The following is a 15,455-nucleotide window of genomic DNA, read 5'->3' as shown; positions in this document are numbered from 1 at the left end:
GATTATTTGGCGTTCCATTTTTTTATGGCAGCAACATTTACATCGTTGGTAAGGTTGCGGGCCAGAGGAGTGTATAAAAATTCAAGCTCTTTGCTAAAGTAGTCGCAAATTTTTCCGCGTACCATTTTCATGGTTGTATTCATCAGTTCGTTTTCCTGTGAAAATGCTTCGGGCAGAACTACAAATGCCGCAGGTAGCCAGCGTTCTGGGAACATATCCTCGTACTGTCCGCCTTTTTTGTATTCCTGAATTTCTTTCGAAAGTATTTCCAGCGATTTTTTGTTGCCTTCTTCGCTCCCTGGTTCAATGTTTTGTTTTTTCAGGTCGCGGTTAATGGCATCAATGTCGGGAACTACCATTGCTGTGGTGTACGGATTTTGATTGTTGTAAAGCATCATCTGCTGAATGTATGGCGACTGGTCTACTATCGCTTCTTCAATCCCTTCCGGACTAAATTTTTCCCCGTCATTTCCAATCAGCAGACTTTTAAAACGGCCAAGCACATAAAGAAAATCGTCTTTCCCCATGTAGCCCATGTCGCCGGTGTGCAACCATCCGTCTTTTATTGTATCTGCCGTGGCATCTGGGTTATTCCAGTACCCCTTCATTACATTGTCACCTTTTATCACAATCTCACCCTTTTGGCCAATTGGCAGTTCGTTGCCATCGTCATCCATAATTTTCAATTCGAGGTACTTGGGTAAGCGGCCCGAAGACCCGAATTTTATTGCATGAAGTGCGTTGGATGAGATAACCGGAGAAGCTTCTGTTAATCCGTACCCCTGGCAAATAGGAATACCAATTGCGTAAAAGAAGCGTTGCAGTTCTACATCCAGAAGCGCACCGCCCCCGATGAAGAATTTCAACTCTCCGCCAAACCCTTCCCGTATTTTTTTGAAAAAGATTTTATCAAATGTCCACTGAAGCGGCTTTAAGAAAAAGCGCCATCCTTTGCCACTGTTGTGTCCCATGCCGTTGTGGGCATACCCAACCTTGATCGCAAACTGAAAAACTTTGTAAAGTGTTTCTCCTTTTTTTCTGATTTGCCCCTCGATGTTTTGTTTGAATTTTTTCGAGAAAGCCGGCACGCTCATCATTAACGTGGGCTTAATTTCTTTTATGTTTTTAGGAATATTTTTTAGCGTTTCCAGCGGTGTTTTTCCCACTTCAACCGATGCAATGCTGGCGCCTTTGTACATAAATGCGTACAAGCAACAGGTGTGCGCAAAGGCATGATCCCACGGCAGAATAGCGATGGTACGCCAGTCAGATTTCAGCTCCATCAGCGTATTTGATTGCACTACATTTGCTGCATAATTCAGGTGGGTAAGCATAATTCCTTTTGGATCTGCCGTTGTTCCTGATGTGTAACTAATATTAGCCACATCGTCGGGCTGAATATTTTTCCAGACAGCATCAACTTCCTTCGCATGGGTTTTCAGGTACTCTTCGCCTGTTTGCATCAGGTCGCTGTAGTTGATATCGTTTTCTCCGGGGTTCTCTTTCCCATCTAAAAAAATAATTTTTTCCAGTTCGGGCAAAGAAGAACGAATAGCTTCCACTTTGGCGGCGTGAACCCCGGAAACAAAAATATATTTGCTTCCGCTGTGTTTTAGTCTGAATATCAGTTCGTTTTCTTGAAGTCGTATGGAGAGTGGAACATTGATGCCACCTGCGTAGAGCATCCCTAATTCGCTGATAATCCAGTCGTTTCGTCCATCTGATACAAGTCCGGAACGATCACCTTTCTGCATTCCGATGGAAATTAACCCGGCAGCGAGTTTTAAAACCTGAACTCTGGTTTCTTCATAGGAAGTTCCCTGGAATTTTCCGTCTTTTTTTTCCCAGAGGTAGATGTTGTTGGGATAGTTAGCAACTGTTGTTTCAAAAAGTTCGATGATGGTTTTCATTACTTTCGATTTCGTAATTATATTTTCGAATTCAAATGTAAAAAAAAAAGGGAAGATTTAAAGGATTGGGGATGTTAGCGGCAGAACTGAATAGAATTGCTGCAAAATGGCTCAAAAAAAACACCTGGTAACTTTCGCGTCATCAGGTGTTTTCTTGTCTGTTTATCAAATTAATGAAAACTTGTAAACTGTTTTCTGATTGTATTTTTCTCCCGGTTTTAGCAGGGTGGTAGGGAACTCCGGATGGTGAACCGAGTCGGGATAATGCTGAGTTTCGAGTGCTACGCCCGAATAACTGCCAAACTTTTTGGCTCCGTCAACGGTGAACTCAGGAATCCAGTAGCCTGTGTAAAGCTGCATTCCCGGCTGGGAAGTGAAAATTTCTACCTGGCGGCCGCTGCTTTTTTCGCGTAGTGTTCCTGTGTATTTCAATTCTCCGGTTTCGTTGTTGAGCACAAAGTTATCGTCGTAACCGGTGGGCAACTGCGCCAAATCCTTTGCAAATGTTTTGAATTCACTAAAATCAAAAGGAGTGCCTTCTGTTTTCAGAATTTTTCCGGTGGGTATCTGGTCAATCATTTCGGTCATTTCCCCGGTAGAAAGTTTCAGCTCGTGATTCAGAATGTTCTCTTTCCCTCCGGTGAGGTTAAAATAAGTATGGTTGGTAAGATTTACAACTGTTGCCTGGTCTGTTTCGGCTATATATTCCAGCACCAGTTCGTTGGTTTCGGTTAACGAAAAAATGCATCTTACTTCCAGGTTGCCAGGGTAGTTTTCTTCCATGTGCGGACTAACATAATAAAACTCAACACCGGAAACACCTTCTGCCTGGTAGGGTGTTGCTTTCCATAACCGCCGGTCGAATCCGGTGATGCCACCGTGCAAATGGTTTGGGCCGTTATTAACAGCCAGGTCGTATGATTTACCTTCAATTTCCAGCTTTCCGTTGGCAATTCGGTTGCCAAACCGCCCTATTATTGCTCCAAAGTATGGATACCCGGCCAGGTACTCATCGCTTAAATAGTTTTCCAGTTTATCAAAACCGCAAACGATGTTTTCTTTTTGCCCGTTTTTATCGGGAGCAAAAATTCGCGTAATTACTCCTCCGTAATTTGTAATATCTACTTCCAGTCCGTTTTTATTTTTCAAGGTGAAGAGTTGTACGTCTCTTCCGTCCGGAAGGGTTCCGAACTTTATTTCTTGTACGCTCATTTTAACTATTTTTTTTTGATTAAAATTATGTTCTTGTTATGCAGTGAACTTCTTTTTCTGAAAGTCCGGTACAAAAATGCAAATTTTGAACCGGCAAACTGGTAGGTACTGGTAGTGTTTTAAAACATGTTTATATTTAAGGGTTTCCGCTATTTTTGCCGAAACCTAAATCCGGAATATTGATTAGATTTATAAAAATAGACACAAATTCGTCCCAGCCCAAGTACCGGCAAATTATTGAATCGGTTTACAGGGCAATTGAAAAAGGCAATTTTAAAAAGGGAGATAAAGTGCCTTCGATTAACCAGATTTGCGCCGAATTCGGAATGAGTCGTGATACGGTAATGCTTGCTTTCAGTGAGCTGAAATCGAAAGGAATTTTAATCAGTCAGCCGGGAAAAGGGTACTACATTTCTGCTACTGAAACCGGTAGAGAGGAGAAAGTTTTTATTTTGTTTGATGAGCTGAACGCGTTTAAGGAGGATTTGTTTAATTCTCTGGTAAGTTCAATGAAGGGGAAAGCAAGCGTGGAATTGTTTTTTCATCATTTTAATTACAAGATGTTTAAAAACTTTCTGCTGGAAAGCATTGGTCATTTTACTTCTTATGTTATTATGCCGGCAACATTTGATAACACCAGTCATTTAATTTCGAAACTCCCCACCGACAAAGTTTATATAATTGACCGGTTAAAGGCTGACTTGAAAGATTATCCTGTTGTTTATCAGGATTTTGAGCAGGATTTTTACGATGCATTAAAAGAAGGTGCCCGGTTGCTGAAAAAATACAGGAAACTGATTTTTGTAAATTCCGGAGGAAAAGAGCCGGTTGAACGCGTTAAAGGGTTCGAGCGTTTTTGTAAAGAGGCCAATTTTGAATATAAAATAGTAAAATCAATAGACGGGGTGCGCCCCGAACTTTACCAGGCCTGGTTTCTTACTTCAGACCGCGATTTGGTTCAGTTGGTAAAAATGGCCAAGGATTATAAATTCAAGCTCGGGAAGAAATTTGGCATTGTTTCGTTTAACGACACGACGTTGAAGGAGGTGGTTGCCGGCGGAATAACAACCATATCGACAGACTTTAACGAAATGGGAACTACGCTGGGCGCCATGCTCTTAAATCATTCTCGCGGAAAAATACGTAACCCCTCAAAATTGATAATTCGGAAAAGTTTGTAGCTCAAAAATAGTGTTGTGAAACATTTTTTTTTGAGTACACCCTTTTTGTTTTTAAGTATATATTTGTACCTACCAGTACCTACCAGTTGGGGCTGGCATATCATCATTCAAAAATACATGAATAGCAAAAAATTTATTTGTAGAGAAATTGTATAATCAAATTATAAATTATGACAAAAATTTGCAGTTTAACAGAAAAAATAAACGGCGGAAATAATCTGCTTTTTAATGAGTTATACGGAACCGATAAAACAGTATTGAAGGAACAGGCCGAACGGTATGAAGGTTTGATGAATGATTTTCAGAAAGCCTATGGAACAGACGATGTTCAGTTGTTCAGTTCTCCCGGACGAACAGAAATAGGAGGAAATCATACTGACCATAATCACGGGCGCGTTCTTGCCGGTGCAGTAAACCTCGATAATATTGCAGTTGCCGCTCCTAACGGCACTAATATTATTCGGATAAAATCAACAGGTTACCCGGAGTTCCAGGTAGATATTTCCGAATTGGTTATTGATGAGGCAAATTTTTACACGTCCAGCTCGTTGGTAAAAGGTATTTGTGCCAAAATGAAAGAGAATGGTTACGAGATTGGCGGCTTCGATGCATGTATCGACGGGCGGGTGCCAAAAGGTTCCGGACTCAGTTCTTCTGCATCGTTTGAGGTACTGGTAGGTGCAATCGTCAGCGAATTGTTTAACGATGGAAAAATGTCGGCTGTAGAAAATGCCATTATCGGACAGTGGTCAGAGAACAACTACTTTGGAAAACCATGCGGGCTGATGGATCAAACGGCCTGCTCTGTGGGCGGATTAATTACTATTGATTTTAAAGATCCGGCAAATCCTGTTGTAAAAGAAGTGGATTTTGATTTTGTGTCAACTGGTTTTTCATTGGTAATTACCGATGTTGGCGGCGGACACGACGATGCTGCATCGCAGGCTGAATACGCGTCTCTTCCAACAGAAATGAAATCGGTGGCAGCCGAACTCGGTGCAACTGTTTTGCGGGAAGTAACCTGGCCACAAATTGTAGAAAAAATTCCTGAAATCCGTAAAAAAACAGGCGACCGGGCCATTTTGCGCGCTTACCATTTTCATGGAGACAATCAGCGTGTTGCCGATCAGGTTGCGGCTCTCGAAAACAACGATTTTCAGTCTTTCCTGAAAATGGTGGTAGAATCGGGGTACAGTTCTTTTATGTACAATCAGAATATTTACGACATCGTTCATAAAGACGAGCAGGTTGTTTCCTTGGCGCTGGCACTTAGCGAAATGGTATTGAAAGGAAGCGGCGCATGGCGTGTTCACGGTGGTGGTTTCGGTGGAACTATTCAGGCTTTTGTTCCCAAGGAAAAACTGGATGAATATGTGAAAACGCTGGAGCATGTTTACGGAGAAGGCAAATGCCACAAATTGTTTATTCGAAGCAAGGGCGCTGTAAAACTTGAATTTTGAAAAGTTACTGCCGTTGCGCGGTATTATGAAAACAATAATTTTATACTTTTACCGTCAGCGGAGTATTCCGGTAAATTCAGCTTTTGACACCAAATTGTAAATAGATAGAGAATAATTAATCCATTAAAGTATTTATTATGAATAAAAGCAAGAGTTATGTGCTGCCAATTATTATGATGATCCTACTGTTTGGTATGATCTCATTTGTTACCAACCTGGCGGCACCAATGGGAATTGTGTTGAAAAACCAGTTCAATGTTCCTAACTCCCTGGGAATGTTGGGGAACTTAGCAAACTTTATCGCCTACGCTGTTATGGGTATTCCGGGAGGAATTCTTCTTCAGAAAGTAGGTTATAAAAAAACTGCTTTGATTGCAATAGCCATTGGATTTGTAGGGGTCGGCATTCAATACCTGTCGGGGCATGCCGAAAGTTTTGGAGTGTATTTATTAGGAGCATTCATCGCAGGTTTCTCCATGTGTTTGTTAAACATCGTTGTAAACCCGATGCTGAACACTCTTGGTGGAGAAGGAAATACTGGCAACCAGCTGATTCAGGTTGGTGGGTCATTCAACTCTGTTATGGCTACTTTTACTCCTGTTTTTGTAGGTATCCTTATTGGCGAAGCTACAAAAGCAAGAATTAACGATGTATTCCCGATTATGTATATCGCAATGGGAGTTTTCGCCCTGGTATTTTTCATTTTGTGGGCTACTTCTATTCCTGAACCACATTCAGATCAGCCGGACGAACCGCTGGGAAGCCTGATGTCAGGAGCTTTAAAATTCCGTCACTTTGTATTGGGTGCGGTAGCAATATTCGTTTATGTAGGTGTTGAAGTTGGAACTCCGGGAATTGCGAATTTGTATATGACTACGCCAAGCGTTGAACAGGCGCAGGCAATTGTGGCAGCCCACGGTAATTCTCAGGCAGCAGTGTCTGAAGAAGCGTTGGAAACTGCACAGCGGATTCTCGATGGCAGAGACACTGCCGGATTGGGGATTGCAACCGGAATTGCTGGTGGAGTAGTAGGTTTCTATTGGTTATTAATGCTGGTTGGCCGTTTGTTCGGTGCAGGTTTTGGGCATAAAATTTCCAGTAGATCGATGTTGAGTACAGCTTCTTTTGGAGGATTGATTCTGGTTCTTCTGGCGATTTTCTGGCCTGCAAAAACCATGATTTCAATGCCGTCGTTTAGTGTAGACGCAGGTGCCTTGCAATTTGGACTGGTTCCTGTGCCCATTAAGTTTTTCTTCCTGGCACTGGTCGGATTGTGTACCTCAATTATGTGGGGAAGTATATTCAATTTGGCAGTTGAAGGCCTGGGTAAATACCTGGCAGCAGCATCTGGTATTTTTATGGTATTGGTTTGCGGTGGTGGTATCCTTCCTGCAATTCAGGGATGGGTTGCCGACGTTGCCAATTATGAAATGAGCTACTGGGTGATTGTCGCAGGACTCGGTTATCTGTTGTTCTACGGTGTAGTTGGAAGCAAAGTAACCAAGAGAGCAGAAGAAATGACTTTATAGAATATCAATTCGAAGTTATAACAAAAAAGGTTGTCAGAAATGGCAACCTTTTTTATTATTATGAATATTTTATGATTTGCTGATATGCTGTTTTACTCTTTATAAAACGATTTGTACCAGGCAACAAACTCTCCAATTCCTTTCTGTAAAGATGTGTTTGGCGAGTACCCGAAGTTTTTCTCCAGCTCACTTACGTCAGCATATGTTTTATACACATCACCGGGCTGCATGTCGTAAAATTCTTTTTGAGCTTCTTTGCCAAGGGTTTTTTCTATTGTCTCAATAAAATCCATCAGTTTAACCGGAGAAGAATTTCCGATGTTGTAAACTTTATAAGGCGGGGTGCTTGCGGGCGGCGCCGGAAGTATTTTTTCTATCCCTTCAACAATATCATCAATGTATGTAAAGTCGCGGTACAAATCGCCGTGGTTGAAAACCTTAATTGGTTGTTTTGCCAGGATAGCACGCGTAAAATTAAAGTAGGCCATGTCTGGTCGTCCCCACGGGCCGTAAACTGTAAAAAAACGTAGCCCGGTTGTCGGAATTCCATACAGATGACTGTAGGTATGCGCCATCAGTTCGTTGCTCTTTTTTGTGGCAGCATATAAACTAACAGGATTGTCAACAAAATCGGTTGTGGAAAGCGGCATTTTTTTGCTGTTCCCGTACACACTGGATGAGCTGGCATAAACCAGATGCTTGATGTTGTTGTGGCGACATGCTTCCAGAATGTTAAAGAATCCTACCACATTACTTTGAATATAGGCTTTTGGGTTTTCAATGCTGTACCGTACTCCGGCCTGAGCAGCCAAATTGCAAACCAAATCAAAGTTTTCCTGTTCAAACAGTTGGTTGATCTCTTTTTCATCTTCCAGATTCATCCTGAGAAATGAATATTCGGGGTTGCTGCCGGTTATTTTTTTATGCCACTCGGAGGCTTCTTCGGAAATACCTGCCTGCCTGAGCCGTGCAAATTTTAATTCGGTGGAATAATAGTCGTTAATGTTATCAATTCCTACAACCTGATAACCTTTTTCCAGAAGCCGGTTAATAAGATGAAATCCTATAAACCCAGCTGCTCCGGTAACTAATACTTTCATTTTTTTGAATTATTTTAACGGGAAAACCTTGTTCTCTTCAAGGTAATCCAGTATTCTGTCGATATTGAGCTCGTTTTCTGCCGGGTTGAAAGTTAACACAGCATTGGCAGGAGCATCGTAATCCAAGTCAACTCCCGGAACATTGTCTGCCTCTCCTTTTTCTGCTTTTTCGTAGAGCTCGGGTTTATTGTTGCGGCAATACTCCAGCGAGGCTTCCATGTAAAACAGGTGGAACTGCTCTTTTCCTATAATATCAGCAACCTGATTTCTTATCGCGTCGTTTGGCGAGATGAAAGAGCAAATGGCAATAATGCCCTGGTCGTTTAATATTTTGGCAACATGTGCTACCCTGCGAAGGTTTTCTGCGCGGTCGGCCGGCGAGTAATCCAATTCTCTGTTAAGGCCGGAGCGAACCGAACTTCCGTCGAGAAGTACTGCAGTTGCACCGTTTTCGAACAGGCTTTTTTCCAGGCTGAATGCCAATTCATTTTTCCCTGAACCGTGAAGGCCGGTAAACCACAAAGTAGCCCCTTTCTGGTTCATCTTTTTCTGGCGGCTTTCAGTAGAAACCAGGGATTTCCCTTTTTTTATGGCTTCTTTATCAATATCAGATATTCGCGATGGCAGGTTTTTGCTGTCCAGTTTGTCCAGAATCATCCCTACCGCTACGGTGTTGTTCGTAACCGGATGAATGAGTACAAACGAGCCGGTGCTTTTATTTTTTTTGTACGGGTCGAAAAACAATGGTTTGGCAGTTGTAAGAACGGCCCTTCCAATTTCATTCAGGGTAAGTTTTTCTACCTCCGATTTTTCCAGTGAGTTTACATCTACTTTGTAACGCAACATGTCGATGTGGGTGCGCGTGGTATTAGTGGTCTGTTTCAGAAAAAACTGAGTGGAAAGATCCATCGGCGTTTCATCCATCCAAACCAGCATGGCTTCGAAATGGCGCTCCATGCGCGGCAGATTATCCGGGTTTACCAGCATTTCACCTCTCGAAATATCAATTTCATCTTCCAAAACCAGTGTTACCGATTGTGGAGGAAAAGCCTTTTTGAGGTTTCCGTCGTACGTGGGGATGGATTTTACCTTCGAAGTTTTTCTCGAAGGCAAAGCCATTACTGTATCGCCAGGCTTAACAATTCCCGAAGCTACTTGTCCTGAAAAACCGCGGAAGTCGCGGTCGGGGCGCAGCACGTATTGCACCGGGAAACGGAAATCTGCATAATTACGGTCGCTGCTGATGTGAACAGCTTCCAGAAATTCGAGCACGCTTTTTCCGTGATACCACGGCATATTAGTTGAGATTTCCACCACATTGTCGCCTTTTAAAGCTGAGAGCGGAATAAATTCAACGTCAGGAATATCAAGTTGGGTGACAAAGTTTTTGTAATCGGCGCAGATGTCATCAAACACTTTCTGTTTGTAATCCACCAGATCCATCTTGTTCACTGCCAGCACAACGTGTTTTATTCCAAGTAACGAAACCAGGAACGTGTGCCGCCGGGTTTGCGTAATTACTCCTTTTGTGGCATCAATAAGAATAATGGCCAGGTTGGCAGTAGAACCGCCGGTTATCATGTTCCGGGTGTACTGTTCGTGCCCGGGAGTGTCAGCAATAATAAATTTTCGTTTGGCGGTTGAGAAATACCTGTAGGCAACATCAATTGTAATTCCCTGCTCGCGTTCTGCTTTCAGTCCGTCCAGTAGCAAGGCATAATCGATGTCTTCTCCCGCATGCCCAATGCGTTTGCTGTCGCGCTCCAGAGCAGCAAGCTGATCTTCGTACAACATTTTACTGTCGAACATCAGGCGGCCAATGAGGGTCGATTTTCCATCGTCAACCGAGCCGGCAGTCAAAAGGCGTAACAAATCTTTTTTCTGATCCTGATCAAGGAAAGCTTTTATGTCAAGATTATTTGTAGTCATGTTGTTGTGCTTATTTCTTGTTTTTTTGTTCTTATTGCCTGTTAATCAGAATTAGGCAACAGGAAGCTTTGGCTAAAAGTAGCCTTCCCGCTTTTTTTGTTCCATACTTGCATCCTGGTCAAAATCGATGACCCGGGTAGTACGTTCCGAAACAGTTACTGTCATCATCTCTTCCACAATTTTTTCGATGGTGTCTGCTTCCGATTCAACAGCACCTGTAAGCGGGTAGCATCCCAGTGTGCGGAAACGTACTTTGCGCATTTCGGCTTTGGCGGCCAGCTCTTTCGGCATGCGGTCGTCGTCTACCATAATCAGGTTGCCGTCCATGTTAACCACAGGGCGCTCTTTGGCAAAATAGAGTGGAACAATCGGTATGTTCTCCAGCCTGATGTACTGCCAGATGTCTAGCTCAGTCCAGTTGCTCAGCGGGAAAACCCTGATAGATTCTCCCTTATGAACTTTCGCGTTGTAAATGTTCCATAATTCGGGCCGCTGATTTTTAGGATCCCATTGGTGAAACTGGTCGCGGAACGAGAAAATACGTTCTTTTGCACGCGATTTTTCTTCGTCCCGGCGGGCTCCTCCAAATGCTGCATCAAATTTATATTTTGAGAGCCCTTCAAGTAATGCCTGTGTTTTCATCACGTCGGTATGTACTTTGCTCCCATGGGTGAACGGGCCAATTCCGCTTTCGAAACCTTTTTTGTTGTAATGCACAATTAAATCCCAACCTTTTTCTTTGGCATAACGGTCGCGGAATTCTATCATTTCGCGGAATTTCCATTTCGAGTCGATGTGCATAAGCGGAAAGGGAACTTTCCCGGGGTAAAAGGCTTTTTCTGCCAACCTTACCATAACCGACGAGTCTTTCCCTATCGAATATAGCATTACCGGGTTTTCAAATTCAGCAGCTACTTCACGGATAATATGAATGGCTTCTGCTTCGAGTTCCTGTAGATTTGTTAAACTGTATTCCTTCATGGATAACATTTCAAAAAATTCGTTTTTAGAGCCAACAAATATAGAATTTTTATTCCAACCCGTCCTTTGAACCGGGGGTGTTGCTTGCAGTAAAACTGAAACTTAAATATTTAGAAATGCCAGAAGAATGGGATTAGCAGCAGCGAAAGAATAAATGAGAGGATGTTTAGCGGAAGCCCTATTTTCAGGTAGTCGTTAAATTTGTAGTCGCCAATAGCTTGTACTATCAAATTGGTTTGATACCCGATGGGCGTTGCAAAACTGGCCGAAGCAGCAATTGTTATTGCTACAAAAAACGGTTTGGGATCAACATTGAGCTGCTGGCTTGCTGCTAAAGCAATGGGGAAAACCAGTGCTGCCGCAGCATTATTGGTTATTATTTCAGTAAAAATTGTGGTGATGATGTACATTGCCGCTAAAACGCCAATTGGTCCAAGGCCTGCCGAAAAATTGATGGTAGTGCGGGCCAGAGACTCTGCTGCCCCCGAGTTTTGAAGGGCCTTGCTAATTGCAAAAGAACAGGCAATTGTAATTAACACATCCCAGCTGATGGATTTTGTGTATTTCTGGTGAGGCATAATTTTTAGCCAGACAAGCAGCACGGCTGCCAAAATGGAAAAGAAAAACATATCGAATGTTAATCCGGCAGGAGACTCAAAGTATTGTCCCACAGTTGCGCCGATAATCATAACCAATAGTATGATAAAAGCCAGCCACTTTTTCCAGAACGTTCCGGTTGTACGGTAATCGCGAATGTAAGAGGTGAGGTAAAATATTTTCGAATCGCCCCAGTTTTGAATGAATTTGTCGGTGGTGAGCAGCACCAGATTGTCACCTGCCCTGAGTTTAAACGTGTTCAGGTTTGATGTAATGCGTTCGCCATTTCGGTGAATTCCCAGAACCACAGCCTGGTAGTGTTCGTAAAAATTAAATTCGGGAATGGTTTTTCCTATCCCCGGAAAACGCGGAGAAATGACAGCTTCGTACTGTTTGAGTTTTTCTTTCGGAACATCTTTTATCAGGTCGAAACCACTGAGTTTTACGTTGTCGTTTCCCAAAATATAATTGAGCTGCTCCGATTTTCCGGCAAGCAGAAGTTTATCGTTTGCTTCAATTTTGAAACTGCCTTTGTTCGCTTCTATAATTTCTCCGTTGCGTTCAATGCATTTTACAAAAAGCTTATTTAGTTCTTTAATCCGCCCGTTCTTCGTTTCCAACCCGATGAGTTTACTGTGCTCAGGAATGGAAACGTCGTAATAATAATCTTTATATTCAGCCGAGCTTTTTGCTTTGAACAGGATTTTTTTTCCGGGCAGTAATTTATTGCCGGCAATAGCAATGTAAATGGTTCCGATAATGGCAATAACCAGCCCCACCTGTCCCAGTTCAAACATTCCGAATCCCGGCAGTCCGTTGTCAATCATTAACCCGTGAACCACTAGGTTTGTGGAGGTGCCAATCAGTGTGCAGGTGCCTCCCAGAATGGTTGCGTAAGAGAGTGGAATCAGGAATTTTTTTGGGGAAAGATTCAGCTTTTCAGCCCATCTTTTTATGATGGGCGCAAAGATGATTACCACCGGAGTATTGTTAAGAAAGGCGGATAAAACAGATACTGGCAGCATAATTCGCGGAATCAGGAAGACCATCCGCCCTCTTTTTCGGGGAAGATAGGTTTGTGCCAGCCTGTTAAGAATGCCTGACTGACGAACTCCCTCACTAACAAGAAAAAGCACGCCAACAGTTATCATTCCTTTATTGGAAAAACCGGCAAGCAGTTCATTGCTCGAAATTATGCCGGTTGACATTAAAATAACTGCAGAAGAGAAAAATACCAGCCCCGGGCGCATCAGCTCCTTTGCCAGCGCACCAATGGTTAAAATTACCACTGCCAGTACAATATAGCCTTCTAGGGTTAGCAAGCCGTTAATGGGTTTTTAAAGCTTCTCATTCCTGAATTTGCTGCTGTTAGTAGCAGTCAAAACTAATTATAAAATTGAATCCTTCAAAAAAAGATACGGATTTAAATGCGCCGGAAAATCAGCTTACCACCCGCAAAAAACCTTTTCCTTCTCTGAATGGCAAATCAAAAGAAAAGGTTGAACCTTTGCCCGGAGTTGATTCGAGGTGCAGCTCGCCTCCCAAAAGCTGAATATAATGCTGAGCAATGGAAAGGCCTATTCCTGAGCCGGAAGTAACATCATTAATTTCGTTTCTGATGCGATAAAAACGGCTGAAAATATTTTCGAGTTCATCTTTGGGAATTCCAATTCCGGTATCGGAAACAATAAACCTAACGGCATCGGTCCCCAGCATTTCGTAGCCCAGATGAATTTCTCCCTGCTTTGTGTATTTAACGGCATTGTCGACCAGAATCTGCATGGTTTCCAGCAGTAACCGGCGGTCGGTCACAAATCCGAAAGACGAATTGGGAACATCCTGGTTCATACTCATTCTTACCTGTCTCCCATCGGGTATGAGCGGCCTGTAGTGGTTGTAAATGTCGCGAACCAGTGAGTTAACCGGGCAGAAGTTCATGATGAGGTCAACAGAGTCAGTTTCAATTTTTGACAAGTGGATGGTATTGTCAATCATGTTCAGCAACTGGGTTCCGTTTTGTGAAATGGCATCAGAAAGTTCCGTCCTTTCAGAACTTCCCAGTCCGCCTTCGGCCAGCATGCGGGTAAAGTTGGTAATAATATTGAGCGGTGTCCTGATTTCGTGCGAAAGATTGGCCAAAAATGCCGATTTCAACCGGTCGCTCTCTTCTGCTTTTTTCTTTGCCCGTTCGAGGTCAAACTCAGCATTTTTGCGGCGGGTGATATCGCGTGCCACAGAAATAACAGACCTGGGACTTAGCTTTGCCAGCCTCATTTCGAAAAGATATGTTCCGTTGGGCGTGGCCAGCGAGTACTCGATGGCTTCAATGGAGTTGTTTCGGAGGCAGGACTGGATGCATTTTAAAATCTTATCAGCCATGTTTTCGGGGAATCCCACATCGAAAATGGTGCTTCCCACAATATTGGCGTCTTCGAGTTTGTAAAGGTCGCTCTCTTTCACCACAAAATCTTCGTAAGTTCCGTCTTTTCCAATCACAAAGAACATATCGGGAATGGCTTCAAGCAACACTTTGTAGCGTTTTTTACTGTTCTCCAGCTCGGCCAGTTTTTTCTTCTCTTTTGTAATGTCTTCAAAAATTACGAAAAAAGTATTGGGGTCGGGTTTGAGTATGTGGATTTTAAACCAGAGTTCGAGTTTTGTTGCGTAAAATTCTTTTGTTTTATTGTTATCGAAAAGCACCAGCTTGTTTAAATCGAAATTTTCTTTTAAAACCAACTCGAAAATATAGTTGGCTTCCTGTTCTTTTACTTCATATAATTGAATGTTAAACAGCGATTCGAATGAGTTATTTACTTTCTCGATTTTTAAATTAACCACATTCCCTTCTTCATCGCGGGTTGCTTTTATTTCAGCAACCGGAAAACCGGTTTCCCGCACAACTTTAGATATCCCTGTCCGGGTTGCTTTTAGGTTTTCTGACAGCTTCTTAACTATTTTTAAATACTTCCGCCTGAGAAAAAAGCCGGCACCAAAAATCAGAATTAGCGCAACAAGCGGGTGGGGAATTGATTCGGACGCGCCGTTAAACTGTCCGAAAAACTGGTTGGCTTTCAACAGCTGAAATACTACGGTAGCTACCGAAACTATTGAATAGAGAATAATTTTTGATTCGGATTCAGCAAAATAGAACAACACAAATGCTCCGGCCAGCAGCCACCCAACTGAGTAATAAACCGTTTCTGACGGCTGAATATGGATGGAAAAATCTGAAATGTAATACGCATAAACAAAAACAGGGACTGTAAAAAAAGTATTTAATGCGCAATTTATTTTCGAATTCAACAGGCAGGTAATGGCCAGAAAAGCAAACAGAACAAGGCCAATATCGCAGATTAAACAGAACCGCTCTCCGGCGGCAAACAACTCCATCCCCAGATTAACAATTGATGCCACCTGCAAAATGGTAACTGCAATCAGCAACTCAAAAAGCTTTTTTCTGTTTTCTCCTGAACTTTCGGGCCAAAGCTTTTCTGTAATGATATGGTAGTACGGTTTGCTCAACGGCATAAAAATAAGGATAAAGGCATAAAAAAGC

10 protein-coding genes are annotated in these 15,455 nt (G+C 42.6%); 3 read left to right on the top strand and 7 right to left on the bottom strand.

Annotated elements, in window-relative coordinates:
* Nucleotides 1-2 precede the first annotated feature (2 nt).
* The gene (locus BUB08_RS06705) at nucleotides 3-1,910 is read right to left on the bottom strand and encodes an AMP-dependent synthetase/ligase (protein ID WP_073000136.1); all 1,908 of its coding nucleotides are present in this window, start codon (nucleotides 1,908-1,910) and stop codon (nucleotides 3-5) included.
* 165 nt (nucleotides 1,911-2,075) lie between these two features.
* Nucleotides 2,076-3,122: an aldose epimerase family protein gene (locus tag BUB08_RS06700; RefSeq protein ID WP_073000134.1), complete on the bottom strand. Its 1,047-nt coding sequence runs from the start codon at nucleotides 3,120-3,122 to the stop codon at nucleotides 2,076-2,078.
* Between the two features lie 179 nt (nucleotides 3,123-3,301).
* Here BUB08_RS06700 and BUB08_RS06695 point away from each other — a divergent pair, with 179 nt between their 5' ends.
* From BUB08_RS06695 to BUB08_RS06685, 3 genes are all read left to right on the top strand, one after another.
* Nucleotides 3,302-4,303 carry a GntR family transcriptional regulator gene (locus BUB08_RS06695; protein WP_175549966.1) on the top strand — a complete coding sequence of 334 codons (1,002 nt, stop codon included), beginning with the start codon at nucleotides 3,302-3,304 and terminating at the stop codon, nucleotides 4,301-4,303.
* Nucleotides 4,304-4,473: 170 nt separating this feature from the next.
* On the top strand, nucleotides 4,474-5,763 hold the full coding sequence (locus BUB08_RS06690; RefSeq protein WP_073000133.1) for a galactokinase: 1,290 nt from the start codon (nucleotides 4,474-4,476) through the stop codon (nucleotides 5,761-5,763).
* A 137-nt stretch (nucleotides 5,764-5,900) separates the two neighbouring features.
* The gene (locus BUB08_RS06685; protein WP_073000132.1) at nucleotides 5,901-7,292 is read left to right on the top strand and encodes an MFS transporter; all 1,392 of its coding nucleotides are present in this window, start codon (nucleotides 5,901-5,903) and stop codon (nucleotides 7,290-7,292) included.
* A gap of 92 nt (nucleotides 7,293-7,384) precedes the next feature.
* On the opposite strand, the gene BUB08_RS06680 is transcribed toward BUB08_RS06685, so the two are convergent.
* The 5 genes from BUB08_RS06680 to BUB08_RS06660 form a co-directional block, all read right to left on the bottom strand.
* Nucleotides 7,385-8,392, bottom strand: coding sequence for an NAD-dependent epimerase (locus BUB08_RS06680; RefSeq protein WP_073000131.1), 1,008 nt, complete (start codon nucleotides 8,390-8,392; stop codon nucleotides 7,385-7,387).
* A 9-nt stretch (nucleotides 8,393-8,401) separates the two neighbouring features.
* On the bottom strand, nucleotides 8,402-10,321 hold the full coding sequence (cysN, locus tag BUB08_RS06675) for a sulfate adenylyltransferase subunit CysN (protein ID WP_073000130.1): 1,920 nt from the start codon (nucleotides 10,319-10,321) through the stop codon (nucleotides 8,402-8,404).
* 72 nt (nucleotides 10,322-10,393) lie between these two features.
* Nucleotides 10,394-11,302: a sulfate adenylyltransferase subunit CysD gene (cysD, locus tag BUB08_RS06670; protein ID WP_073000128.1), complete on the bottom strand. Its 909-nt coding sequence runs from the start codon at nucleotides 11,300-11,302 to the stop codon at nucleotides 10,394-10,396.
* 110 nt (nucleotides 11,303-11,412) lie between these two features.
* Nucleotides 11,413-13,221 carry an SLC13 family permease gene (locus BUB08_RS06665; protein ID WP_073000126.1) on the bottom strand — a complete coding sequence of 603 codons (1,809 nt, stop codon included), beginning with the start codon at nucleotides 13,219-13,221 and terminating at the stop codon, nucleotides 11,413-11,415.
* 118 nt (nucleotides 13,222-13,339) lie between these two features.
* Nucleotides 13,340-15,427 (bottom strand): PAS domain-containing sensor histidine kinase, encoded by a 2,088-nt coding sequence (locus tag BUB08_RS06660; protein ID WP_073000125.1) that lies wholly within the window; start codon nucleotides 15,425-15,427, stop codon nucleotides 13,340-13,342.
* Nucleotides 15,428-15,455 lie beyond the last annotated feature (28 nt).

It is taken from the genome of Mariniphaga anaerophila (assembly GCF_900129025.1).
Taxonomy (GTDB): Bacteria; Bacteroidota; Bacteroidia; order Bacteroidales; family Prolixibacteraceae; genus Mariniphaga; species Mariniphaga anaerophila.
Note: the sequence above shows the minus strand (reverse complement) of the source record. Positions and strands in the feature narration are given on the sequence as shown.